Here is a 24279-nt window from a genome sequence, read left to right as displayed (position 1 = left end):
CTCACTCCCCTCCCGGCGCGGTCCGTATGCGCGTCCACGGCGTGAGCAGCCGCTGGATCCCCAGGAGCAGCAGATCCGCGACGACCGCGAGCAGGACGCAGAGGACCGAGGCCGCGAGCACCTGCGCCTTGAAGAAGGTCGGCAGCGCGTCCTCGATGAGATTGCCGAGCCCGCCCCGGCCGACGATCGACCCGACCGTCGTCAACGCGATCGTGGACACCGTCGCCATGCGTATCCCCGCCATCAAGGCGGGCAACGACAGCGGCAGTTCGACTTCCCACAGCATCCTGCCCGGGCCGTACCCCATGCCCCGCGCGGCCTCCCGGGCCTCGGCCGGCACCGCCGCCAGTCCCGCCAGGATGTTCCGCACCAGGATCGTCAGCGAATACAGCACCAGCCCGGTCACCACCAGCGCGGAGGACAGGCCGAGGAACGGCAGCAGCAGCGAGAACAGGGCCAGCGACGGAATGGTGTAGAGCAGGGTCGTCAGCCCCAGGACCGGCCCGGCGAACCGCGGCCGCGCCCGGACGAGCAGGGCGAGCGGGAAGGCGACGGCGACCCCGATCAGCACGGCCACAGCCGTCATGCCGACGTGCTGGAGCGTCGCTTCCGTCAACTCCTGGGACCGGGTGCGCAGATACTCGCCGCAGATCCAGTCGTTCGTCACCAGACAGTTCGACGTGCTCATATCCCTCCCCCTCACCCCTCCGCTTGCCCGAACGTACGTATGGATCGACCCTAGCCTCCGCCACCGAAAATCGCCGAGGACCGCCACGTTCCGGCAACACGCCCTTCACACGCGGCCGGCCGCGAGGGGTCAGAATGGGGAACCATGATCCGGTTCGAGCACGTGACCAAGCGCTACGCCGACGGCACCACCGCCGTCGAGGACCTCTCCTTCGAGGTCGCCGAGGGTGAACTGGTCACGCTCGTCGGCCCGTCCGGCTGCGGCAAGACCACGACGATGAAGATGGTGAACCGGCTCATCGAGCCGACGGAGGGGCGCATACTCCTCGACGGCACCGACATAGCCACCGTCGACCCCGTCGGGCTGCGCCGCCGCATCGGCTACGTCATCCAGCAGGTCGGCCTCTTCCCGCACCGGACGGTCCTCGACAACACCGCGACCGTCCCCCACCTCCTCGGCGCCCCCCGCGCCCGGGCCCGCGCCCGGGCCGCCGAACTCCTCGACCTCGTCGGCCTCGACCCGAAGACGTACGGCGACCGCTACCCCGAGCAGCTCTCCGGCGGCCAGCGCCAACGCGTCGGCGTGGCCCGCGCGCTGGCGGCCGACCCGCCCGTCCTCCTCATGGACGAACCCTTCGGCGCGGTCGACCCGGTGGTCCGCGAGCACCTGCAAAGCGAGTTCCTGCGCCTGCAGTCGCAGGTCCGCAAGACGGTGCTGCTGGTCACCCACGACCTGGAGGAGGCCGTCCGCCTCGGCGACCGGATCGCCGTCTACGGCCACGGCACGATCGAGCAGTTCGACACCCCGGCCACGGTGCTCGGCGCCCCCGCCACCCCGTACGTCGCCGACTTCGTCGGCGCGGACCGCGGCCTCAAGCGGCTCTCCGTCACCCCCGTCGAGGAGAGCCGGCTGGAACACCCGCCGGTCCTGGGCCGCCCGGGCGACGGCTTCGACGCTCCCTGGGCGGTCGTCGTCGACGCCGACGGACGCCTGGACGGCTGGGTCCCGTCCCCCGGCTCCCCCGCGCGCCCCGCCCCGCGCGCGGTCCCGCTCGGGGCCTCCCTCCGGGAGGCACTGGCCGCGCTCCTCCAGGACGACACCGGCTGGCTCCCCGTCACCGACCCGGCCCACGGCGACCGGTACGCGGGCGTCCTGACCCCGGCCGCGATCCACCGCGCGCTGCGCGGCGCCACTCCGGAAGCGGAGCCACCAGCGAAGCCGGAAGCGGACCGCACCCCGACTCCGACTCCATGACGCGCCCCCGGGCCGACCCGGAGACCGGCGCGGAAGCGGCCCCTGGGACGGACCCGGAGGCCGGTCCCGAAGCGCCCTCTGGGAAGGTCCCGGTTCCCGGCCCGGGGTCCCTCCCCGGGATCAGCTCGCGCTGAGCCGCCCGCTCATCCACGCCAGGCCCGGCGGGATCTCCCTGTTCCAGGTGTTGAAGTTGTGCCCGCCGCTGTCCAGCGTGATCGAGGAGACCCGCGCCGGGGCCTTCACCTTCTTGACGAAGTCGAGGGTCCCCTTCAGGTTCCCCTCGCCCTGCCGGGAGGTGGTCACCAGGAACGACGACTTCCCGCGCGGTGTGTGGTCCAGGCTCCACAGCAGATCGGCCCGCTTGCGCGCCTTGTCGTCGCCGTGGAAGAGGTCGCCGGTCGTCACGTCCTCGGCCGCCTTGTAGTACGCCGAGAAGCCCGCGCCCGCCGCGAACCGGTCCGGATGGTGCAGAGCGATCTTCAGCGCGCAGTAGCCCCCGGTCGAGTTCCCCATGAAGCCCCAGTTCCGCGCCTCGGTCCCCACCCGGTACGTCTCCGAGACCGCCTTCGGCAGATCCTCGGCGAAGAAGGTCTCCGTCTTCGGCCCGCCGGGGATGTCCACGCACTCGGTGTCCCGCGGCGGCGCCACCGTCGGCCGCAGCATCACCAGGATCATCGGCCGCATCTTCCCCGCCTTGACCTGCTGGAACGCCGTCTTCGGGTACTTCAGGCCCTTGATCAGGTTCTCCGCCGTACCGGGGTAGCCGGTGAGCACCACCGAGGCCGGGAAGGTGCTCTTCGCGTACGCCGGCTGGAAGTACTCCGGCGGCAGATAGACGTACGCCGGGGAGTCGATCCGCGACTTCTCGCCCGCGATCACGATCTTCTGGATCTGCCCGCCCACCGAGGGACGCCCGCCGCCGGGCACGTCCACCGCCTGCGTGCCCACCACCTTGATGTCCTTGGAACCGGCCGAGTGGTCCACGACGACCCCGAGGTCCTGCTCCTGCCCGAAGAGGTCCGCCCAGGATCCGTAGAACAGGAAGGACTTGTTCGCCGCCAGCCCGACCGAGGCGAAGAGCGCGAGCTGCGTCGCGAGCAGCAGCCCGATCCGCCCCAGCACGGCCCGCCAGCCCCCACGGGCCAGCCGGGGCCACAGCCAGACCGTGGCGGCGAACAGCACCACAGCCAGCGCGACGGCGAGCGCCAGAACATTGTTGCCGGTGAGACCCATGAGTCGATCGAGCTTTCTTCCGTGAGAATTTCCCGTGCGCGAATGAACCCGCTCCCCCGCGGAGCCGTCCTAGAGGGCGCAAAACCTCCGGCTCGGCCCGCTTCTGACCACCGCGCGGCCGCTGGACCAAAAAATCTTTCGCGGATCACGGGAAGCACGGGAAGCGATGTCTGTCACGGTAGATGGGGACAAATCACGATCGGTTCCGGATCGGGTACGCCGGATTATGCGCGGACCTCGACCGGAGAAGGTCCCCTCGCTCGTCGGCACGGCCTGCACGCTCATCGGCCTGATCGACATCGCCGCGGGCGTCTTCCCCCGATTCCGCACCAGCCGCATGCACGCCGTGGCCGAAGTCCTGCCCGGCACGCTCGGACCGCTCTCCGCCGCGCTCTCCCTCAGCGCCGGCGTCCTGCTCCTGCTGCTCGCCCACGGCCTCAAGCGCCACAAGCGCCGCGCCTGGCGAGCCGCCGTCGTCCTCCTGCCGCTCGGCGCCCTCGCCCAGTTCGTCTGGCGCCACTCCCTCGTCGGCGCCCTGCTCTCCCTCGGCCTGCTCGCCCTCCTGCTGCGCCACCGCGGCCAGTTCGCCGCCCTGCCCGACCCGCGCAGCCGCTGGAAGGCCCTCGCCAACTTCGTCCTCATGGGCGCCGGCTCGCTCGCCCTCGGCCTCGTCATCGTCAGCGCCCACCCCCGGCGCGTCGTCGGCAGCCCCAGCCTCACCGACCGCCTCGAACACGTCCTGTACGGACTCTTCGGCTTCGAAGGCCCCGTCGCCTACACCGGCGACGTCGACTGGACCGTCGGCTACTCCCTCGGCGCGCTCGGCATGCTCACCGCCCTCACCACCATCTACCTCGCCTTCCGCCCCGAGCACCCCGCCGCCCGGCTCACCGAGGACGACGAGACCAGGCTCCGCGCCCTGCTCGACAAGCACGGCGCCCGCGACTCCCTCGGCCACTTCGCCCTCCGCCGCGACAAGGGCGTCGTCTTCTCCCCCAGCGGAAAGGCCGCCGTCTGCTACCGCGTCGTCTCCGGCGTCATGCTCGCCAGCGGCGACCCCATCGGCGACGTCGAGGCCTGGCCCGGCGCCATCGAACGCTTCATGGACGAAGCCAAGGCCCACTCCTGGACCCCCGCCGTCATGGGCTGCTCCGAGACCGGCGGCCACGTCTGGACCCGCGAAACCGGCCTCGACGCCCTCGAACTCGGCGACGAGGCGGTGGTGGACGTCGCGGATTTCTCCCTCTCCGGACGCGCCATGCGCAATGTGCGGCAGATGGTGAAGCGCATCGAACGCAACGGCTACACCACCAAAGTCCGGCGCGTCCGTGACCTCTCCGACGGCGAACTCGAACGCGTCCGCCGCGCCGCCGCCGACTGGCGCGGCACCACCACCGAACGCGGCTTCTCCATGGCCCTCGGCCGCATCGGCGACCCCGGCGACGGCGACGCCGTCATAGCCACCGCCCACAAGAACGACGACGACGGCACCCCCTGCCCCTACGGCGACCTTAAGGCGATCATCCACTTCGTCCCCTGGGGCACGGACGGCATGTCCCTCGAACTCATGCGCCGCGACCGCTCCGCCGACCCCGGCATGAACGAGCTGCTCATCGTCGCCGCCCTCCAGGAATCCCCCCGCCTCGGCATCGCCCGGGTCTCCCTCAACTTCGCCATGTTCCGTGCGGCCCTCGCCCGCGGCGAGAAGATCGGCGCCGGCCCCGTCCTGCGCCTCTGGCGCGGACTCCTCGTCTTCCTCTCCCGCTGGTTCCAGATCGAATCGCTCTACAAGTTCAACGCCAAGTTCCAGCCCCGCTGGGAACCCCGCTTCGTCGTCTACCGCAAGAGCCGCGACCTCCCCCGCATCGGCTTCGCCGCCATGCAGGCCGAAGGCTTCGTCGACCTCGGCCTGCCCCGCCCCTTCGCCCGCCGCCGCACCCCCGCCACACCCCGCCCCTGCGCCCACATCATCGCCCCGCAGACCGACCACGAGGTCCGCGCCGCCTGATCGGCCCCCGGCGCGATCCGACGGGGTACCCCCCGACGAGACACCCCCTAGGCTGGTCGTATGAGTACGTTGAGCGGACGGGGCACGGCCCGGGGCCTGCCGGAGTGGGATCGCTGCGCGGTCATGGGGGTCGTCAACGTGACACCCGACTCCTTCTCCGACGGCGGCCGCTGGTTCGACACCACGGCCGCCGTCAAACACGGGCTCCACCTCGTCGCCGAAGGCGCCGACCTCGTCGACGTCGGCGGCGAGTCCACCCGGCCCGGCGCCAGCCGCGTCGACGAGGACGAGGAACTGCGCCGCGTCGTCCCCGTCGTCCGCGGCCTCGCCTCCGAGGGCGTCACCGTCTCCGTCGACACCATGCGCGCCTCCGTCGCCCACGCCGCCGTCGCCGCGGGCGCCGCCCTCGTCAACGACGTCAGCGGCGGACTCGCCGACCCCCGGATGGTCCCCACCGTCGCCGACGCCGACGTCCCCTTCGTCGTCATGCACTGGCGCGGCTTCAGCCAGGACATGAACCGCCTCGCCGTCTACGAGGACGTGGTCACCGAGGTCGTCACCGAACTGCGCCGGCGCATGGAAGCCGTCGTCGACGGCGGCATCGACCCCGAACGGATCGTCATCGACCCCGGCCTCGGCTTCGCCAAGCACGCCCCGCACGACCTCGCCCTCGTCGCCCATCTCGGCGAACTGCGCGCACTCGGCCGCCCGCTTCTGGTCGCCGCCTCCCGCAAACGCTTCCTCGGCCACGTCCTGGCCCACGAGGGCGCCGCCCCGCCCCCCGCCCGCGAACGCGACGCGGCCACCGCCGCCGTCTCCGCCCTCGCCGCCCACGCGGGCGCCTGGGCCGTCCGCGTCCACGAGGTCCGCGCCACCGCCGACGCCGTGCGGGTCGCCAGAGCCGTCGAGGGAGCCGCGTGACCCCCCGGACCGACACCGAAGCGGTCGAGGCCGCCAACACCGCCTTCTACGAGGCGATGGAGCGCGGCGACTTCGAGGAGGTCTCCTCCCTCTGGCTCGACGACGGAGCCACCCCGATCTCCTGCGTCCACCCCGGCTGGCCGGTCCTCTCCGGCCGCGGGGAGGTCCTCCGGTCGTACGCCCTGATCATGGCGAACACCGAGTACATCCAGTTCTTCCTGACCGACGTCCAGGTCTCCCTCGGCGGCGACGTGGCCGTCGTCACCTGCACCGAGAACATCCTCAGCGGCGGACCGGCCGAGGACGGCGCCGAGCTGGGCCCCCTCGTGGGCCAGCTGGTGGTCGCCACCAATGTGTTCCGCCGCACATCAGAGGGCTGGCGGATCTGGTCCCACCACGGCTCCCCGGTCCTCACCGAATCCGACGACGAGGAGGACGAGGAGCCAGGCGCCTGACGGAATCCTGCGCCTTTCGGGTGGCCCCGCGGATTGGAACCCCCTGCCCTGGGTAGGGGCCGCACCCAGCCCCTGCGGCCCGGCCTCCCTGCCCCCGTGGGCACGCGCTGTCGGTGCCCGCAGGTAGATTCGACGATGGACACCCGGCCGTCCGCACCCGGCTGCGTGGCCACAAGAACTACGACAGCAGGAGTGATTCGCGTGGATCGTGTCGCGCTGCGCGGCCTCAAGGCCCGAGGACACCACGGCGTCTTCCCCAAGGAACGCGAGGAGGGCCAGACCTTCATCGTGGACCTCGTCCTCGGCCTGGACACCCGCCCCGCGGCCGCCGACGACGACCTGACGAAGACCGTGCACTACGGCGTCGTCGCGGAGGAAGTCGTCGACGTGGTGCAGGGGGAACCGGTCGACCTCATCGAGACGCTCGCCGAGCGGATCGCCGAGCAGTGCCTCAAGCACACCGGCGTCCAGGAGGTCGAGGTGTGCGTCCACAAGCCGGACGCGCCCATCACGGTCCCCTTCGACGACGTGACCATCACCATCACCCGGAGCCGAGTATGAACGTCACGCACAGCGACCCCACCGTGCAGCCCGTACCGGCCTCCGTCGTCCAGGCGGTCGACGCCGCCGACGTGACGCTCTCCAACCCGAAATGGGCCGTCATCGCCCTCGGCGCCAACCTCGGCAACCGCCTGGAGACCCTCCAGGGCGCCGTCGACGCCCTCGAGGACACCCCCGGCCTCCGGGTCAAGGCCGTCTCCGGCGTCTACGAGACGGAGCCCTGGGGCGTCGAGCCCGGCACCCAGCCCGCGTACCTCAACGCCGTCGCCCTGGTGAAGACCACCCTTCCGCCCTCCTCCCTCCTGGAGCGGGCGCACGCCGTCGAGGAGGCCTTCCACCGCATCCGCGAGGAGCGCTGGGGCGCCCGCACCATCGACGTCGACATCGTGGCCTACGCCGACGTGGTCTCCGACGACCCCGTCCTCACCCTGCCGCACCCCCGCGCCCACGAGCGGGCCTTCGTCCTCGCCCCCTGGCACGACGTGGACCCCGAGGCGCAGCTGCCCGGCCACGGCACGGTCGCCGCGCTGCTCGCGACGGTCGGCCGTGAAGGAGTCGTGCCGCGCGCCGACCTGGAACTCCGTCTGCCCGAGTAGTCGTTAGTCTCGTCAGAGATCGATCCGACCACCCGGACGTAGAGACGAAGGACACCCGGTGAAACAACTGCGGCTCAAGGTGCTCGCCGGACTGTTCGTCGTGGCCGGCATCCTGTCCTGGGGCGGCGCGCGGCTCTGGGACGCGGTGGGCACCCTGCCGAGCGTGCCGCTGGCCGCCCCGATCGTCCTCGCCGCGATCGCCATCGTCCTGACCGCGACGGCGCTCTCGCTCCGCTCCCGCCTCAAGGCCCAGCGCGAACGGCGCCCCGGCGCGAAGGGCGTCGAGCCGCTGATGGCGGCCCGCGCGGTCGTCTTCGGCCAGGCCAGCGCCCTGGTCGCGGCGCTGGTCTCGGGCATGTACGGCGGTACGGGCGTCTTCCTGCTCGGCTCCCTGGACATCCCGGCCCGCCGCGACCAGGCGATCTACGCCGGCTTCGCGGTCCTCGCGGGCATCGGCGTGATCGCGGCCGCCCTCTTCCTGGAGCGCGTCTGCAAACTCCCGGAGGACGAGGACACCCCGGGCGCCTCCCCGGCGGCCTGACCGCTCCCTGAGGCCCCTGAGGGCGCGAGCGGGGCGGAAGCCGGCGCCAGGGGAAAGCTAGCGGGCCATGATGAGGCTCATCGCCTCGTTCCGGGTCGCGGGGTCGCGCAGCTGACCGCGGACGGCCGACGTGATGGTCTTGGCGCCCGGCTTGCGGATGCCGCGCATCGACATGCACATGTGCTCGCACTCGAAGACGACGATGACGCCTCGGGGCTCCAGCATCTCCATGAGCGAGTCCGCGACCTGGGTCGTCAGCCGCTCCTGGACCTGCGGGCGCCGGGCGAAGACGTCGACCAGACGGGCCAGCTTCGACAGACCGGTGATCTTGCCGGAGGTCGACGGGATGTAGCCGACGTGCGCCACGCCCCTGAACGGGACGAGGTGGTGTTCACAGGTCGAATACACCTCGATGTCCTTGACCAGCACCATTTCGTCGTGACCGATGTCGAACGTGGTGGTCAGGACGTCCTCGGGCTGCTGGCGCAAACCGGCGAATATCTCCTGGTACGCCCGCGCGACCCGCGCCGGCGTCTCCCGCAGCCCCTCGCGGTCCGGGTCCTCACCGACCGCGATGAGGAGCTCTCGTACGGCGTTCTGGGCGCGCTTCTCGTCGAACTCGCCGATCGTGCCCTCGCCGTCCAGCGTCACCGGGTCGGTCATCTGTGCCTCGTTCCGTAGGGCTGCGATGCGCGGAAATGAGCCGCGCCCCCACAGGCTAAAACCTGTGGGGGCGCGGCTTCCATTCCGGGTGGGCCGAGGTCAGGGCTCCGGGGTCTCCTCCGGGGCGACCTCGATGCCGGGCGTCGGCGTCTTCGCGGTGTCCACCGGGGTCACGCCGTTCGCGCCGTTCGTCAGGGCCAGCTCCTTGGGGGAGAGGACCGGCGGACGGGTCGAGGGCGTGCGCCGCGAGGAGCCGGTCCACGCGGGGCGGGACGGGCGCTTCACGATCGGCTCGAAGATCTCGGCGATCTGCTCCTTGTTCAGCGTCTCCTTCTCCAGGAGGGCCAGAACCAGGTTGTCGAGGACGTCGCGGTTCTCGACCAGGATCTCCCACGCCTCGTTGTGCGCGGTCTCGATGAGCTTCTTGACCTCTTCGTCGACCAGCGCGGCGACCTCTTCGGAGTAGTCGCGCTGGTGCGCCATCTCGCGGCCGAGGAACGGTTCGGTGTTGTCGCCGCCGAACTTGATCGCGCCGAGCCGCTCGGTCATGCCGTACTGCGTGACCATCGCGCGCGCGGTGGCCGTGGCCTTCTCGATGTCGTTCGCCGCGCCCGTGGTCGGGTCGTGGAAGACGAGCTCCTCCGCCGCGCGCCCGCCCAGCATGTACGCCAGCTGGTCGAGCATTTCGTTGCGGGTGGTGGAGTACTTGTCCTCGTCCGGGAGCACCATGGTGTAGCCCAGGGCCCGGCCGCGGGACAGGATGGTGATCTTGTGGACCGGGTCGGAGTTCGGTGAGGCCGCCGCGACCAGGGCGTGTCCGCCCTCGTGGTACGCGGTGATCTTCTTCTCCTTGTCCGACATGATCCGGGTCCGCTTCTGCGGGCCCGCGACCACACGGTCGATCGCCTCGTCCAGCGAGTGGTTGTCGATCAGCTTCTTGTCCGAGCGGGCGGTGAGGAGCGCTGCCTCGTTCAGGACGTTGGAGAGATCGGCACCGGTGAAGCCGGGGGTCCGGCGGGCCACCGCGCCCAGGTCGACGTCCGGGGCGACCGGCTTGCCCTTCTGGTGGACCTTGAGGATCTCCAGACGGCCCTGCATGTCCGGGCGGTCGACGGCGATCTGCCGGTCGAAACGGCCGGGGCGCAGCAGCGCCGGGTCGAGGATGTCGGGCCGGTTCGTGGCGGCGATCAGGATGACGCCGCCCTTCACGTCGAAGCCGTCCATCTCGACGAGGAGCTGGTTGAGGGTCTGCTCGCGCTCGTCGTGGCCGCCGCCGAGGCCGGCGCCGCGGTGTCGGCCGACGGCGTCGATCTCGTCGACGAAGACGATCGCCGGGGCGTTCGCCTTGGCCTGCTCGAAGAGGTCGCGGACCCGGGAGGCGCCGACGCCGACGAACATCTCGACGAAGTCGGAGCCGGAGATCGAGTAGAACGGCACGCCGGCTTCGCCGGCGACGGCGCGCGCGAGGAGCGTCTTGCCGGTTCCGGGCGGGCCGTAGAGCAGCACGCCCTTGGGGATCTTGGCGCCGACGGCCTGGAACTTCGCCGGCTCCTGGAGGAACTCCTTGATCTCGTGGAGTTCCTCGACGGCTTCGTCGGACCCCGCCACGTCGGCGAAGGTCGTCTTCGGGGTGTCCTTGGTGATCAGCTTGGCCTTGGACTTCCCGAAGTTCATGACTCGGGAGCCGCCGCCCTGCATCTGGTTCATCAGGAACAGGAAGACGACGACGATGAGAACGAAGGGGAGCAGCGAGAGCAGCACCGACAGGAAGGGGCTCTGGCGCTCCGGGGAGACGGTGTAGCCCTTGTCCAGGGCGCCGGAGGCGGCCTGGTCCTGGAGGGTGGTGGTCAGGTTGGAGCCCTGGTCACCGATGTAGCTGGCCTGGATCTTGGTGCTGCCGCCGTACTTGTCCTTGTCGGCGCCCTTCTTGAGCTCGACCTTGATGACCTGCTCGTCGCCGGTCGTCAGCTTGACCTGATCGGCCTGCTTGTCATTGATCGCCTGGACGACCTTGCTGGTGTCCACCGTCTTGTAGCCCTCGGACGAGCCGACGACCTGCATCAGCACGACCACGGCGAGGACGGCCAGCACGATCCACATGACCGGCCCACGGAAGTATCGCTTCACGTCCATCCATACGGAGCGAGAACGCTCCGTCCCTCCTGCCCGTAGGTAAATGCTGCTATGAGAAAAAGCTGTTCTTCGGACGGTACCCCAGCATTGTCACCCGCGGCCGCCTTCCCTTGCTTCAACGGCGGGAGGGCGGCGCGGGTTCCCCTGCGTCAGCCTCCGTACACGTGCGGCGCGAGGGTGCCGACGAACGGGAGGTTGCGGTACTTCTCGGCGTAGTCGAGGCCGTAGCCGACGACGAACTCGTTGGGGATGTCGAATCCGATCCACTTCACGTCGATCGCGACCTTGGCGGCGTCGGGCTTGCGCAGCAGGGTGCAGACCTCGAGGGAGGCCGGCTCGCGCGAGCCGAGGTTCGAGAGCAGCCAGGACAGCGTGAGTCCGGAGTCGATGATGTCCTCGACGATCAGGACGTGCTTGCCCTTGATGTCGGTGTCGAGGTCCTTGAGGATCCGGACGACGCCGGAGGACTGGGTGCCGGCGCCGTAGGAGGAGACGGCCATCCAGTCCATGGTGACGGGGGTGGACAGCGCGCGCGCCAGGTCCGCCATCACCATCACGGCGCCCTTGAGGACACCGACGAGGAGCAGGTCCTTGCCCGCGTACTCCGCGTCGATCTTCGCGGCCAGCTCGGCCAGCTTCGCGTCGATCTCTTCCTTGGTGATGAGCACCGACTGGAGGTCGGTGCCCATGTCCTTCTCGTTCACCCGGGTCACTTTCGTTGCAGCTTGCGTCAGCCTTGCCGAATGACCAGTCTGCCACCCTGGCGTCGCGCCTCGACGCGGCCGGGCAGATTGATGGCGCCCTGGCCGCGCCAGCCGGTGATCAGCCGGTCGACTTCCTCGATGTGGCGGGCGAAGAGGGAGCCGGCGGGCGCGCCCTCGGCGATGACGGCGCGGCGGAGGATGCGGCGGCGGACGGCGGGGGGCAGCCCGAAGAGCTTGGCGCACTCGAGCCGGCCGGTCTCGTCGCGTACGGAGGCTTCGGCGTCGGCGGCCCAGGAGTCCAGGGCGTCGGCGTCGTCCCGGGAGAGCTGGGCCGTCCGGGCGAGGGCTTCGATGACGCCCTTGCCGAGGGCCTTCTCCAGGGCGGGGAGCCCTTCGTGGCGCAGCCGGGAGCGGGTGTAGGCGGGGTCGGTGTTGTGCGGGTCGTCCCAGACGGCGAGTTCCTGGGCGACGCAGGCCTTGCGGACGGTCTGGCGGTCGAGTTGCAGGAAGGGCCGGCGGTAGCGCCGGGCGGCGCCGGAGACGGCGGCCATGCCGGACAGGGAGCGGATGCCGGAGCCCCGGGCGAGCCCGAGGAGGACGGTCTCCGCCTGGTCGTCGCGGGTGTGGCCGAGGAGGACGGCGTCGGCGCCGTGGCGTTCGGCGGCGTCGTCGAGGGCGGCGTAGCGGGCGTCGCGGGCGGCGGCCTCGGGGCCGACGCGGCGTTCGCCGCCGGCGTAGGAGGCGCCGTGCGCTCCGACCATGGAGGCGCTGCCGACGGTGACGGCGACGGCTTCGACGGGGTCGAGTCCGAGCGCGGCCATGCGCCCGGCGACCTCGGTGGCGCGGAGGTCGGAGCCGTCCTGCAGGCCGTGGTCGACGGTGATGCCGCCGGCGCGGACGGCGAGTTTGCGGGACTCGAAGGCGAGCGCGGAGGCGAGCGCCATGGAGTCGGCGCCGCCGGAGCAGGCGACGAGGACCAGGGGGTGCTCGTCGGTGCGTCCGGTGGTGCGGATGCGGTGTTCGGTGAGGACGTCGTGGAGTACGCGGCGGACCGCCAGGCGTATCGCCGCGACCGCAGGATGGGGACCCATGTCCGGTGCCCTTCGTGAAGGAGTGGGGTGCCTCGGTCGGAGTCTTAACGGTCGGAAGAGGGGGTTCGGTCACTCAGAGTGCGTCGATGGTGACAGAACCTGGCCGTTACCCGAGCATTGCACGCCCCACCCCTTGGCTAGGGTCCCTCGGATGGGTGATTGGTGTCGTGTTTGTCCGTCATGCGTCGCACCCGTCTCACGAGTCTGCCTTACGGTGCACCCTCGCCACCCAGTCGGCGGGTGCGGCGATCTCCGCCTTGGTCGGGAGGGTGTTGGGGGAGGTCCAGACGCGGTTGAAGCCGTCCATGCCGACCTCGTCGACGACGGCCCGTACGAAGCGTTCGCCGTCGCGGTACTGGCGGAGCTTGGCGTCGAGGCCGAGGAGCTTGCGCAGGGCGAGGTCGAGACGGGAGGCGCCGCGGGCGCGGCGTTGCTGGAACTTCTCGCGGATTTCGGCGACCGAGGGCACGACCTGCGGTCCGACGCCGTCCATGACGTAGTCGGCGTGGCCTTCGAGGAGGGACATGACGGCGGTGAGGCGGCCGAGGATCTCGCGCTGTTCGGGGGTCTGGACGAGTTCGACGAGGGAGGGGCCGGGTTCGCCCTCCTCGCCTTCGGGGCGGCCGCCGGCGAGGGCCTGGGCGGCTTCGCGCAGTCGTTCGACGACGGTGGAGGGGTCGACCTCGGTGGCGCCGAGAAATGACTGGATCTCGCCCTGCAGGTGGTCGCGGAGCCAGGGCACGGCGGTGAACTGGGTGCGGTGGGTCTCTTCGTGGAGGCAGACCCAAAGGCGGAAGTCGTGGGGGTCGACGCCGAGTTCGCGTTCGACGTGGACGATGTTGGGGGCGACGAGGAGGAGCCGTCCGCCGCCGTCCTCGCCCGCGGGGAGTTCGCGGGTGGCGGGGGCGAAGGTCTCGTACTGGCCGAGGATGCGGGAGGCGAGGAAGGAGAGGAGCATCCCGAGCTCGACGCCGGTGACCTTGCCGCCGACCGCGCCGAGGACGGCGCCGCCGGGGGTGGAGGAGCGCCGTTCCTTCATCTTGTCGAGGAGCGGGGCGAGCAGTTCGCGGAAGCCGGCGACATTGGCCCTGATCCATCCGGCGCGGTCCACCACGAGGACGGGGGTGTCCCGTGGTTCGTGGCCTTCGGGGATCATCCGGGTGAAGGCCCGTACGTGTTCCTCGGACGCCTTGGCGTGCCGGCGTAGCTCGGCGACGACGTCGCGGGCCTCCTCGCGGCTCACCTCGGGGCCCGGTTTCACCAGGCGGGTCGCGGTCGCCACCGCGAGATTCCAGTCGACCATCTCGGCACCACCGATGCTCGTCATGCGTCAACCGTACGTTCTCGGCGGCTGATCGGGGTGGGTTCGGTACGCGATCGGCGGGACGCCCTCGACACCTCCTACGGAGCGAGGGCGGCGGAGAGGCGGTCGAGGGCGGACTGGGCGTCGGTCGGGGAGGTGGTGCGGCCGGCCAGGAACGCGAAGGCGAGGAGGCGGCCGTCGGCGGTGACGACGGTCCCGGCGAGGGCGTTGACGCCGGTCAGGGTGCCGGTCTTGGCGCGGACGAGGCCGGCGCCCGGGGCGGCGGGTCCGGTGCCGAAGCGGCTTTCGAGGGTGCCGCTGAAGCCGCCGACGGGCAGTCCGGTGAGGACGGGGCGCAGGGTGGGGCGGGCGGGGTCGGCCGCGCGGGTGAGGAGGCCGGTGAGGAGGGCGGCGGAGACCCGGTCGGCGCGGGAGAGGCCGCTGCCGTCGGCGAAGTGCGTGCCGGCGACGGGCAGCTTGAGGGCGGCGAGTTCGGCGCGTACGGCCCGGCCGGCGCCGGCGAAGTCGGCGGGCTGTTCGCGGGCGAGGGCGGTCTGGCGGGCGAGCGCCTCGGCGAGGTCGTTGTCGCTGTGGGTCAGGGTCCGTTCGACGAGGTCGGCGAGGGGTGCGGAGCGGGTGACGGCGAGGACGGCGGCCCGGGGGGCGTCGGCGCGTGGCCCGGCGGCGGGCGGGGCGCCCGTCCGGGGGGTCGGCGCCGGAGGGGCCGTGGTGGGGGGAGCCGCCGGGGGGCCCGCGGTCTTGGGGGCGCGGCCGGGGGCGGGGGCGCCGCGGACGGTGATCCCGGCGCGGGTCAGGAGGTCGCCGAAGGCGCGGGCCGCGTCCTGAGCCGGGTCGTCGCCGCGCGGGGCCGGTCCGGTCGTGGAGGCGTCCAGGCGCCCGGCGTCGAGCATGAGGGGGCTGACGGGGGCGAGGTTCTCGTTGCGGCCGATCGGGTGCCGGGCGGGGCCCCGGTAGAGGCTCGTGTCGTACGCCAGCCGTACGGAGGTGATCTTCCGGGCCTTGAGCGCGCGGGCGGTGCCGTCGGCCAGGGCCTTCAGGCGGGCGCGGTCGAGGGTGGGGTCGCCGCCGCCGGTCAGGGTGACGGTCCGGGCGTCGGCGGAGGCGACGACGGTGGTGGGGATGCGGTGGTCGGGGCCGAGCGCGGAGAGCGCGGCGACGGTCGTGGCGATCTTGACGGTGGACGCCGGGGTCATCGGGGTGGTGGCGCCCTCGCCGTACAGCTGCCTGCCGGTGGCGGTTCGACGACCGACGCGGTCCGCAGCGGGCCGAGGCCGGGGTCGGCGAGGAGGGGGACCAGGGTCGCCGCCAGGTCACCCGGACGGGTGGCGACGGGGGCGCCGAGCGCGCGGAGGACGCCGGCCGCGCTGGGGGCGGGAGCCGGGCGCCGCGGGCCCGGGGCGGGGTGCGGCGGCGCGTGATGTGCGCCACCTGTGCCGGAGGTGGCGGCCGCCCGGGTCCGCTCGGCCTTACGCTGACCGTTGTCCCACGGGCCGGCGGCGGCCACCGCTCCGGCGGCCAGCGCCAGACCGAGTACCGCAGAGCACGCCGTGAGCTGCCACGTCCTCGGCTCCGGCATTGCTGACCAGCCCCTTTCGCGATCACACACAGGCGTGAGGGACACTTAATCACTGCGCGTTGCCGCAGGCATTCACATGTGTTGATTCAGGAGGAGCCACCCGTGGAGTTCGACGTCACCATCGAGATCCCGAAGGGGTCGCGGAACAAGTACGAGGTCGACCACGAAACCGGTCGCATCCGCCTGGACCGTCGCCTCTTCACCTCGACCAGCTACCCGGCCGACTACGGCTTCGTCGAGAACACCCTCGGCGAGGACGGTGACCCGCTGGACGCGCTGGTCATCCTGGACGAGCCGACCTTCCCCGGCTGTCTGATCAAGTGCCGTGCCATCGGCATGTTCCGCATGACGGACGAGGCCGGCGGCGACGACAAGCTGCTGTGCGTCCCCGCGTCGGACCCGCGCGTCGAGCACCTCCGCGACATCCACCACGTGTCGGAGTTCGACCGCCTGGAGATCCAGCACTTCTTCGAGGTCTACAAGGACCTGGAGCCGGGCAAGTCGGTCGAGGGCGCCGACTGGGTCGGCCGCGCCGAGGCCGAGGCCGAGATCGAGGCCTCCTACAAGCGCCTGGAGGCGCAGGGCGGCGCCCACTGAGTGGGTTCGCGATCACGTCGTGACGGGCGGTGCACCTTCGGGTGCGCCGCCCGTCGCGCGTCACGTCGTATGCCCATGCTCATACTGGGCACACGGGGCGAATGGGAATGAGGACGAGCAGAGTGGTGGCGCAGCCGGACGGGCCGGAGGACCGCAAGCCGCAGTCGGACGAGGCACGGAGCGCCTTCACGCCGCCGACGGGTTTCGACCAGCCTCCGGTGCCGGAGGAGGAGCATCCCACCTCCGAGTTCGCCCTTCCCGACGGCCTGGCGCCGGAGGCGCCCGCCGAGCACGAGGGCTCGGCGTTCGCCCCGCCCTCCACCTACTCCACGAAGCACTCGCCGCCCGCCTTCACCCCCGCGCACGGCATCCCGCTGGTGCGGCTGTCGAAGGACGCGCCCTGGCAGGACCGGATGCGGACGATGCTGCGGCTGCCGGTCGGCGAGCGGCCGATGCCGGAATCGGCGCGCAAGGAGGACGAGGCCGGGCCTTCGGTGGGCCGTGTGCTCGACCTGACCCTGCGTATCGGGGAGCTGCTGCTCGCGGGCGGCGAGGGCGCGGAGGACGTCGAGGCGGCGATGTTCGCGATCTGCCGCTCGTACGGCCTGGACCGGTGCGAGCCGACCGTCACGTTCACGCTGCTGTCGATCACGTACCAGCCGTCGCTGGTGGACGACCCGATCACGGCGAACCGTACGGTCCGCCGGCGGGGCACGGACTACACCCGGCTGGCGGCGGTCTACCAGCTGCTCGCGGACATCAACGCGGAGGCGCACGAGGTCACGCCGGAGGAGGCGTACCGGCGGCTTGCGGAGATACGGCGTAACCGGCACCCGTACCCCGGCTGGGTGCTGACGGCGGCGGCCGGTGTGCTGGCGGGCGCGGCGTCGCTGCTGCTGGGTGGCGGGTTGACGGTCTTCTTCGTGGCCGCGCTCGGCGCGGTGCTCGGCGACCGGCTGGCGTGGCTGTGCGCCGGGCGCGGGCTGCCGGAGTTCTACCAGTTCCTGGTGGCGGCGATGCCGCCGGCCGCGATGGGGGTGCTGCTGACCCTGTTGCACGCGGATCTGCTGCCGTCGGCGGTGATCACGGGTGGGCTGTTCGCGCTGATCCCGGGGCGGGCGCTGGTCGCGGCGGTCCAGGACGGTCTGACCGGCTTCTACATCACGGCCTCGGCCCGGCTCCTGGAGGTCGGGTACTTCTTCGTGGCGATCGTGGTGGGCGTGCTGTCGGTGCTGTACCTGGCCGTGCAGTTCGACGCGCAGCTGAATCCGGAGGGGGTGCTGGACCCGGTCGAGCGGCCGGTCGTGCAGATCCTGGCGTCGATGGTGCTGTGCGCGACCTTCGCGATCCTCTTGCAGCAGTCGCGGGACACGGTGCTGTTCGCGACGCTGAACGGCGGGGTGGCGTGGGTGATCTACGCCTCGATCGCGGTGACGGCGGACGGGTCGACGGTGATGGCGACGGCGGTGGCGGCGGGCCTGGTGGGTCTGTTCGGGCAGCTGATCGCGCGGTACCACCACACGTCGTCCCTGCCGTACGTGACGGCGGCGATCGGGCCGCTGCTGCCCGGTTCGGCGACCTACTTCGGGGTGCTCGCGATCGCCCAGAACAATCTGGACCAGGGTTTCGCCTCGCTGGCGAAGGCGGCGGCCCTGTCCCTGGCGATCGCGATCGGCGTGAACCTGGGTGGCGAGCTGGCCCGTCTCTTCATGCAGGCCCCGGGTGCGGCGGCGGCCCGCCGCGCGGCGAAGCGGACCCGAGGCTTCTAGGGCGTGCCCTAGGACGTGTGCCGTTCCGAGCCGTGGACCGGTGGCACGAAGCCCCGGGCCGGCGGACCGGTCCGGGGCTTCGTGGGGGTGCCGGAGCGTGCGGCGAGAGCCGCCCCTCAGCGCTTGGCGTGTCGGCCGCGCTCGGTGGGGGTGTCCGGGGTGTCGCCGGAGGCGGCCTCGGCGGCGCGGGCCTTCTTGGACTGGGAGCGGGCGCGGAGGTACTCGATCACGATCGGGACCACGGAGATCGCGACGATCAGGATCAGGATCGCCTCGATGTTCTCGTGCACGAACTCGACCTTGCCGAGGGAGGCGCCGAGCAGCGTCACGCCGGCGCCCCACAGGACGCCGCCGATGATGTTGAAGGTGATGAACGAGCGGTAGTTCATCCGGCTCACGCCGGCGATGATCGGCGTGAACGTCCGGACGATCGGCACGAAGCGGGCGAGGATCAGCGACTTCGGCCCGTGCTTCTCGAAGAACTCGTGCGCCTTCTCGACGTTCTCCTGCTTGAAGAGCTTGGAGTCGGGGCGCTTGAAGAGGGCCGGGCCGACCTTGCGGCCGAAGAGATAGCCGACCTGGTCGCCGATGATCGCGGCGGCGACGATCAGCGTGCAGACGAGCCACAGCGGCTGGTCGAGCTTGCCGGTGGTGACCAGCAGGCCGGTGGTGAAGAGCAGCGAGTCACCGGGCAGGAAGAACCCGATGAGCAGGCCGGACTCGGCGAAGACGATGACCAGGACACCGATCAGACCGAAGGTCTGGATCAGATAGTCCGGGTCCAGCCAGCTCGGTCCGAGGGCAAGCGTATTCACGGGTTCCGGGCTCCTGCGGTCGGTGGGGAGAGGGGGGACGGCTGCCCCAAAGTATCAACGCTTTCTTACGACCCCGGGTTCCAAGGGCCCTCTCCCGGCCTTCACCGGCCCTGCCCCGCCTCCCCGGGGCCCTTCCGGGCGCTTCCGGGATGCGGCTCCGGGCCGCCGGGCCGAGGCTGGTGGGGACGCACCGGTACGGACCAGGAGGTGGATGCGGATGGGCATCGAGGACTACGGCGGCGGCCAGGGGACCCAGTCGGACGTGCTGGTCGTCACGACCAACGACGTCCCCGGCTACGAGATCCGGCAGGTGATCGGCGAGGTCTTCGGGCTGACCGTGCGCTCCCGGCACCTGGGCAGCCAGATCGGCGCGGGCCTGAAGTCGATGATCGGCGGGGAGCTGAAGGGGCTGACGAAGACCCTGGTGGAGACCCGCAACCAGGCCATGGAGCGGCTGGTCGAACAGGCCAAGGCGCGGGGCGCGAACGCCGTGCTGATGTTCCGCTTCGACGTCTCGGAGGCGGCCGACGTGGGCACGGAGGTCTGCGCGTACGGCACGGCGGCGGTGATCGCCCCCCGCGTCTGACCCGGAAGCGGTCTCGGCGGCGGTGATCGCCCGCGCGTCCGACGGCGGGCATCGGTCGGGGGATGCGAGCGGGTGAGGTCCGGGCCGGGTCACGCGTACGTGCGAGGCCGCCACGCGTGAACGGCGTCCCAGGGTGCGGCTTTTGTCCACCTATGGTGGGGCGCGTGGTCACTGACACACCTTCCGCTCCGCCCGCGCCCCCCACCCCGGTCCACGTCCTGCTCCCCCAGGTCCTGCCCGCCCTCGTGGTCGGCGTGGGGGCCAGCCTGCTCTACGTCGGGGTCAGCGAGGCCGCCGAGCAGTTCCGGGGGGTGCTGTGGGGCACCCTGCCGGACGCGCTCGGCATCGGCGCGTACTCCTCGCTGTGGATGATCGTGACGCTCACCGCGACCGGCGTCGCGGTCGGGCTCGTGGTGTGGAAGGTGTACGGGCACGCCGGTCCGGATCCGGCCTCCATGGGGCTCGGCGGCTCGCCGCTCCCGCCCGGGGTGGTGCCCGGACTGCTGGTGGCGAGCATGCTCGCGCTGGCCGGCGGGGTCAGCCTCGGCCCGGAGAACCCGATCATCGCCTGCAACATCGCGCTGGCCTACTGGCTCGGGCGGAAGGTCGCCCCGGACTCGCCTGCGGCGGCCTGGGTGGCGCTCGCCTCCTCCGCCACCATCGGGGCCCTGTTCGGCACGCCGGTGGCCGCCGCCCTGGTCATCTCCGAGGCGTTGGTCCAGCGCCCGGGGCGGGGCTCGCTGTGGGACCGGCTGTTCGCTCCGCTGACGGCCGCCGGGGCCGGGGCGCTGACCACCACGCTGCTCGACCACCCGACCTTCGAGACGACCCTGCCGCCGGTGACCCACCCGGGGTGGGGCGACCTCCTCGCCGCGCTGGTGATCGCCACCCTCGCGGCGCTCTTCGGCCTCCTCGGCTGCTACGCCTTCCCCCATGTCCACCGCGCCTTCGGCCGGCTGCGCCACCCGATGGTGATGCTGCCGCTGGGGGGCCTCGTCCTCGGGCTGCTCGGCGCCCTCGGCGGGCAGCTCACCCTCTTCAAGGGCCTGGAGGAGGTCAAGCAGCTCACCTCGAACGTCGGCGGCTGGTCCTCCGGCGACCTGGCGAAGATGGCCGCGGTCAAGCTGGTCGCCCTGGTGGTCGCCGCCTCCTGCGGTTTCCGGGGCGGCCGGATCTTCCCCGCCGTCTTCATCGGGGTCGCGTTCGGGCTGATGGCCCAGGCCCTCGTCCCGGAGGTCGCGCCGGCCGTCGCCGTCTCGGCGGGCGTGCTCGGCATCCTGCTCGCGACCACCCGGCAGGGCTGGGTGAGCCTCTTCGTCGCCGCCGTCCTCGCCTCCTCGACCTCGATCATCACCCTGCTCTGTCTCGCCTCCCTGCCCGCCTGGCTGGTCGTCACCGGCCGCCCCCAGCTCGAACTGGAGCCGTCCGGCGCCTCCCTGCGCTGAGACGCCCCGCCCGGAAGGAGTCCCCATGCCGCTGCACAAGGGTCCCCACGACCCCGAGCCCGACCGGCGCCTCGCCCTCAACCCGTTCTTCGGCCCGGCCGACCCCGTCGGCGGGATGACGGAGGCACCGCCGCGCCACCGCCTGCCCGACAGGCCGCTGCCGCCCATGAGCGCCTATCAGCTCGTCCACGACGAGCTGATGCTCGACGGCAACTCACGGCTGAACCTCGCCACGTTCGTCACCACCTGGATGGAACCCCAGGCCCGCGTGCTGATGGCCGAGTGCCGCGACAAGAACATGATCGACAAGGACGAGTACCCGCGCACCGCCGAGCTGGAGCGGCGGTGCGTGGCGATGCTCGCCGACCTCTGGAACGCCCCCGACCCCTCGACCGCCGTCGGATGCTCCACCACCGGCTCCAGCGAGGCGTGCATGCTGGCCGGCATGGCCCTCAAGCGCCGCTGGGCCCAGCGGAACGCCGACCGCTATCCGGCAGGTGCCCGGCCGAACCTGGTGATGGGGGTCAACGTCCAGGTCTGCTGGGAGAAGTTCTGCAACTTCTGGGAGGTCGAGGCCCGGCTCGTGCCCATGGAGGGCGAACGCTTCCACCTGGACCCGCAGGCGGCGGCCGACCTCTGCGACGAGAACACCATCGGCGTGGTCGCCGTGCTCGGTTCGACCTTCGACGGCTCCTACGAGCCCGTCGCCGAGGTCTGCGCCGCCCTCGACGCCCTCCAGGAGCGCACCGGCCTCGACATCCCGGTCCACGTGGACGGCGCCTCCGGCGCGATGGTCGCGCCCTTCGTGGACGAGGACCTGGTCTGGGACTTCCGGCTGCCCCGCGTCTCCTCGATCAACACCTCGGGCCACAAGTACGGGCTGGTCTACCCCGGCGTGGGCTGGGCCCTGTGGCGTTCGCCCGCCGAACTCCCCGAGGAGCTGGTCTTCCGGGTCAACTACCTGGGCGGCGACATGCCCACCTTCGCCCTCAACTTCTCCCGGCCGGGCGCCCAGGTCGTCGCGCAGTACTACACGTTCCTGCGGCTGGGCCGGGAAGGCTACCGGGCGGTCCAGCAGACCGCCCGGGACGTCGCCCGCGGCATCGCCGAACGGATCGACGCCCTGGGCGACTTCCGCCTGATCACCCGCGGCGACGAACTGCCCGTCTTCGCCTTCACCACCGCCCCCGACGTCACGAACTTCGACGTCTTCGACGTCTCGCGGCGGCTGCGCGAACGGGGCTGGCTCGTCCCCGCCTACACCTTCCCGGCCAACCGGGAGGACCTCTCCGTGCTGCGCGTGGTCTGCCGGAACGGCTTCTCGGCCGATCTCGCGGACCTGCTGATCGAGGACCTGGACCAGCTCCTGCCCGAACTGCGCCGCCAGTCGGCCCCCGCGATCCACGACAAGGCGGCCGCCACCGCCTTCCACCACTGACCCGTCCTCCCCCGCCGGACCGCGAGGGGCGCCCCCACGCCGGGGCGCCCCCGCGACCCCGGCACGATCGGCAAGAGACCCCCTAGGCGCTCAGCCGCCGGAACCTCCGTACCGCCAGCGGGAAGAACACCGCGAGCAGCGCCAGCGGCCACACCACCGCCGCCATCACCTGGCCCGGCTCCCCGCCCGGGTTCCCGAAGAGGTCGCGTACCGCCGTCGCGGTGGCGGACATCGGGTTCCACTCGACGGCCGTGCCCAGCCAGCCGGGCATGGACCCGGGCACGGCGAAGGCGTTGGAGAGGAAGCCGATCGGCCAGACCAGGATCTGCACGGCCTGGACCAGCTCCGCGCGACCCGCGACCAGCGCGAGGAAGATCCCGATCCACAGCATCGCGAAGCGCAGCAGGAGCAGCAGTCCCACCGCCCCGAGGAAGGCACCGGCGCCTCCGGTCGCCCGCCAGCCGAGCGCGTGGCCGACGCCGATCATCAGCAGCAGTCCGGCCGCCGACTGGAGCATGTCGGCGGCCGACCGCCCGACCAGGACCGCCCCGTCGGCCATGGGCATGGAGCGGAACCGGTCGATCACGCCCTTGTTCAGGTCCTGGGTGACGGCGGTCATCGTGCCTTCGAGACCGAAGACCATCGTCAGCGTGAGCATGCCGGGCACGAGGAAGTCGACGTACTCCCCCTCGACGCCCCGGCCGCCGCCGACGAGGTAGCCGAACATCAGCAGCATCATGATCGGGAAGACGAGGCCGACCACCACCTGGACCGGCTGCCGGGCCCAGTGGGCCAGCTCGCGCCGGGTCATCGTCCAGCAGTCGCTCATCACGTACGCGGCGCTCATACGGCCATCTCCTTCTCGCCCCGGGCCTGCCCGGGCGCGTCCGTCAGGTGCAGGAAGACCTCGTCGAGCGTCGGCCGCCGCAGGGCGATGTCCTCCGCCTCGATCCCGGCCGCCTCCAGGGCCCGTACGGTCTCGGACAGCGCGCCCATCCGGTCGGCCACCGGGGCGCTGATCCGTCGCAGGTCCGTGTCGACCGCGACCTCGGCGGAAGGCAGCAGCCGGGCCGCCTCGGCGAGCCGGCCCGCGTCCCGCAGGACGACGTCGATCCGGTCACCGCCGACCTTCGCCTTCAGCTCGTCGGCGGTCCCGTCGGCGACGACCCGTCCGCGGTCCACGACCGAGATGCGGTCGGCGAGCTGGTCGGCCTCCTCCAGGTACTGCGTGGTCAGCAGGACCGTCGTGCCGCCGCCGACGAGGGACCGGACCGACGCCCACACCTCGCCCCGGCCGCGCGGGTCGAGACCGGTCGTGGGCTCGTCCAGGAAGAGCACGTCCGGTTCGGTGATCAGGGAGGCGGCGAGGTCGAGCCGCCGGCGCATGCCGCCGCTGTACCGCTTCACCGGCTTGCGGCCGGTGTCCGTCAGCCCGAACCGCTCCAGCAGCTCGTCCGCCCGCGCTCCGGCGCGCCGGGCGCCGAGGTGGTGGAGCCGGCCGAACATCTCCAGGTTCTGCCGGCCGCCCAGCTCCTCGTCCACGGCGGCGTGCTGCCCGAGGAGGCCGATCCGGCGGCGCACCTGGTCCGCCTGGGTGCGGACGTCGAAGCCGGCCACCCGCGCCCGCCCCTCGTCGTGCCGGAGCAGGGTCGCCAGCATCCGTACCGTCGTCGTCTTCCCCGCTCCGTTGGGCCCCAGCAGGCCGTGGACCGTGCCCGCGCCGACGGCCAGGTCCAGCCCGTCGAGGGCCCGCTTGTCTCCGTACCGTTTCCGTGCGCCTTCGACGACGATCGCGTCGGTCATCAGTCTCCTCCAGCCGGAACAGCCTAGTAGTCAAATTTGACCACTGCGCCGACGATAAGTGGGTCGATCCGATTAGTC

22 protein-coding genes and 1 pseudogene are annotated in these 24279 nt (G+C 71.8%); 12 read left to right on the top strand and 11 right to left on the bottom strand.

Annotation, left to right across the window (positions count from 1 at the left end):
* Position 1: 1 nt before the first annotated feature.
* Complete coding sequence (locus tag ACFZBD_RS17325; RefSeq protein WP_391140394.1) at positions 2-688, bottom strand: ABC transporter permease subunit; 687 nt, start codon at positions 686-688, stop codon at positions 2-4.
* 144 nt (positions 689-832) lie between these two features.
* Between ACFZBD_RS17325 and ACFZBD_RS17320 the strand changes: the two genes are divergently transcribed.
* Positions 833-1942 (top strand): ATP-binding cassette domain-containing protein, encoded by a 1110-nt coding sequence (locus tag ACFZBD_RS17320; RefSeq protein ID WP_391140393.1) that lies wholly within the window; start codon positions 833-835, stop codon positions 1940-1942.
* A 120-nt stretch (positions 1943-2062) separates the two neighbouring features.
* On the opposite strand, the gene ACFZBD_RS17315 is transcribed toward ACFZBD_RS17320, so the two are convergent.
* Positions 2063-3175 (bottom strand): alpha/beta hydrolase-fold protein, encoded by a 1113-nt coding sequence (locus tag ACFZBD_RS17315; RefSeq protein WP_391140392.1) that lies wholly within the window; start codon positions 3173-3175, stop codon positions 2063-2065.
* Positions 3176-3341: 166 nt separating this feature from the next.
* On the opposite strand from ACFZBD_RS17315, the gene ACFZBD_RS17310 reads away from it, so the two are divergent.
* The 6 genes from ACFZBD_RS17310 to ACFZBD_RS17285 all read left to right on the top strand — a co-directional run bounded on the left by ACFZBD_RS17310 (position 3342) and on the right by ACFZBD_RS17285 (position 8257).
* The gene (locus ACFZBD_RS17310) at positions 3342-5183 is read left to right on the top strand and encodes a phosphatidylglycerol lysyltransferase domain-containing protein (RefSeq protein WP_391140391.1); all 1842 of its coding nucleotides are present in this window, start codon (positions 3342-3344) and stop codon (positions 5181-5183) included.
* Positions 5184-5243: 60 nt separating this feature from the next.
* Positions 5244-6104 carry a dihydropteroate synthase gene (gene folP / locus ACFZBD_RS17305; RefSeq protein WP_391140390.1) on the top strand — a complete coding sequence of 287 codons (861 nt, stop codon included), beginning with the start codon at positions 5244-5246 and terminating at the stop codon, positions 6102-6104.
* Positions 6101-6559 carry a nuclear transport factor 2 family protein gene (locus ACFZBD_RS17300; RefSeq protein WP_391140389.1) on the top strand — a complete coding sequence of 153 codons (459 nt, stop codon included), beginning with the start codon at positions 6101-6103 and terminating at the stop codon, positions 6557-6559. The genes folP and ACFZBD_RS17300 overlap by 4 nt, the downstream gene beginning before the upstream one ends.
* Before the next feature lie 201 nt (positions 6560-6760).
* Positions 6761-7120, top strand: coding sequence for a dihydroneopterin aldolase (folB, locus tag ACFZBD_RS17295; protein ID WP_365712680.1), 360 nt, complete (start codon positions 6761-6763; stop codon positions 7118-7120).
* Positions 7117-7716, top strand: coding sequence for a 2-amino-4-hydroxy-6-hydroxymethyldihydropteridine diphosphokinase (gene folK, locus ACFZBD_RS17290; protein ID WP_391140388.1), 600 nt, complete (start codon positions 7117-7119; stop codon positions 7714-7716). The genes folB and folK overlap by 4 nt, the downstream gene beginning before the upstream one ends.
* A gap of 58 nt (positions 7717-7774) precedes the next feature.
* The gene (locus tag ACFZBD_RS17285; RefSeq protein WP_391140387.1) at positions 7775-8257 is read left to right on the top strand and encodes a DUF3180 family protein; all 483 of its coding nucleotides are present in this window, start codon (positions 7775-7777) and stop codon (positions 8255-8257) included.
* Positions 8258-8314: 57 nt separating this feature from the next.
* Here ACFZBD_RS17285 and folE read toward each other — a convergent pair whose 3' ends face one another.
* The 6 genes and pseudogenes from folE to dacB all read right to left on the bottom strand — a co-directional run bounded on the left by folE (position 8315) and on the right by dacB (position 15748).
* The gene (gene folE / locus ACFZBD_RS17280; protein ID WP_391140386.1) at positions 8315-8920 is read right to left on the bottom strand and encodes a GTP cyclohydrolase I FolE; all 606 of its coding nucleotides are present in this window, start codon (positions 8918-8920) and stop codon (positions 8315-8317) included.
* Between the two features lie 99 nt (positions 8921-9019).
* Positions 9020-11053, bottom strand: coding sequence for an ATP-dependent zinc metalloprotease FtsH (gene ftsH / locus ACFZBD_RS17275; protein ID WP_391140385.1), 2034 nt, complete (start codon positions 11051-11053; stop codon positions 9020-9022).
* Positions 11054-11202: 149 nt separating this feature from the next.
* Positions 11203-11742, bottom strand: a complete 540-nt coding sequence (hpt, locus tag ACFZBD_RS17270; protein ID WP_362015860.1) for a hypoxanthine phosphoribosyltransferase — start codon at positions 11740-11742, stop codon at positions 11203-11205.
* 41 nt (positions 11743-11783) lie between these two features.
* Positions 11784-12848 (bottom strand): tRNA lysidine(34) synthetase TilS, encoded by a 1065-nt coding sequence (tilS, locus tag ACFZBD_RS17265; RefSeq protein WP_391140384.1) that lies wholly within the window; start codon positions 12846-12848, stop codon positions 11784-11786.
* 196 nt (positions 12849-13044) lie between these two features.
* Positions 13045-14175 (bottom strand): zinc-dependent metalloprotease, encoded by a 1131-nt coding sequence (locus tag ACFZBD_RS17260; RefSeq protein ID WP_391140383.1) that lies wholly within the window; start codon positions 14173-14175, stop codon positions 13045-13047.
* Between the two features lie 74 nt (positions 14176-14249).
* Positions 14250-15748, bottom strand: a pseudogene (gene dacB, locus ACFZBD_RS17255) (D-alanyl-D-alanine carboxypeptidase/D-alanyl-D-alanine-endopeptidase).
* Positions 15749-15850: 102 nt separating this feature from the next.
* Between dacB and ACFZBD_RS17250 the strand changes: the two are divergent.
* Both ACFZBD_RS17250 and ACFZBD_RS17245 read left to right on the top strand, forming a co-directional pair.
* A complete protein-coding gene (locus ACFZBD_RS17250; protein WP_003968257.1) occupies positions 15851-16345 on the top strand; it encodes an inorganic diphosphatase in 495 nt (164 codons plus the stop codon).
* A 122-nt stretch (positions 16346-16467) separates the two neighbouring features.
* Positions 16468-18114 carry a threonine/serine exporter family protein gene (locus tag ACFZBD_RS17245; RefSeq protein WP_391140467.1) on the top strand — a complete coding sequence of 549 codons (1647 nt, stop codon included), beginning with the start codon at positions 16468-16470 and terminating at the stop codon, positions 18112-18114.
* Positions 18115-18230: 116 nt separating this feature from the next.
* Here the strand turns inward: ACFZBD_RS17245 and ACFZBD_RS17240 are convergent, their stop codons facing one another.
* The gene (locus ACFZBD_RS17240; RefSeq protein WP_391140382.1) at positions 18231-18929 is read right to left on the bottom strand and encodes a VTT domain-containing protein; all 699 of its coding nucleotides are present in this window, start codon (positions 18927-18929) and stop codon (positions 18231-18233) included.
* A gap of 217 nt (positions 18930-19146) precedes the next feature.
* Between ACFZBD_RS17240 and ACFZBD_RS17235 the strand changes: the two genes are divergently transcribed.
* The 3 genes from ACFZBD_RS17235 to ACFZBD_RS17225 all read left to right on the top strand — a co-directional run bounded on the left by ACFZBD_RS17235 (position 19147) and on the right by ACFZBD_RS17225 (position 22398).
* Positions 19147-19515, top strand: coding sequence for a heavy metal-binding domain-containing protein (locus tag ACFZBD_RS17235; RefSeq protein ID WP_391140381.1), 369 nt, complete (start codon positions 19147-19149; stop codon positions 19513-19515).
* Positions 19516-19667: 152 nt separating this feature from the next.
* On the top strand, positions 19668-20960 hold the full coding sequence (locus ACFZBD_RS17230) for an ion channel protein (RefSeq protein ID WP_391140380.1): 1293 nt from the start codon (positions 19668-19670) through the stop codon (positions 20958-20960).
* Between the two features lie 25 nt (positions 20961-20985).
* Positions 20986-22398 (top strand): glutamate decarboxylase, encoded by a 1413-nt coding sequence (locus ACFZBD_RS17225; protein WP_391140379.1) that lies wholly within the window; start codon positions 20986-20988, stop codon positions 22396-22398.
* A gap of 82 nt (positions 22399-22480) precedes the next feature.
* On the opposite strand, the gene ACFZBD_RS17220 is transcribed toward ACFZBD_RS17225, so the two are convergent.
* Positions 22481-23245, bottom strand: coding sequence for an ABC transporter permease (locus tag ACFZBD_RS17220; RefSeq protein WP_391140378.1), 765 nt, complete (start codon positions 23243-23245; stop codon positions 22481-22483).
* Positions 23242-24201, bottom strand: a complete 960-nt coding sequence (locus ACFZBD_RS17215; RefSeq protein ID WP_391140377.1) for an ATP-binding cassette domain-containing protein — start codon at positions 24199-24201, stop codon at positions 23242-23244. Before ACFZBD_RS17215 ends, ACFZBD_RS17220 begins: the two co-directional genes overlap by 4 nt.
* Positions 24202-24279: the final 78 nt, after the last annotated feature.

Origin of the sequence: Streptomyces sp. NPDC008121 (genome assembly GCF_042957155.1) — a bacterium.
GTDB lineage: Bacteria > Actinomycetota > Actinomycetes > Streptomycetales > Streptomycetaceae > Streptomyces.
This window is presented reverse-complemented; position numbering and strand designations above follow the sequence as displayed.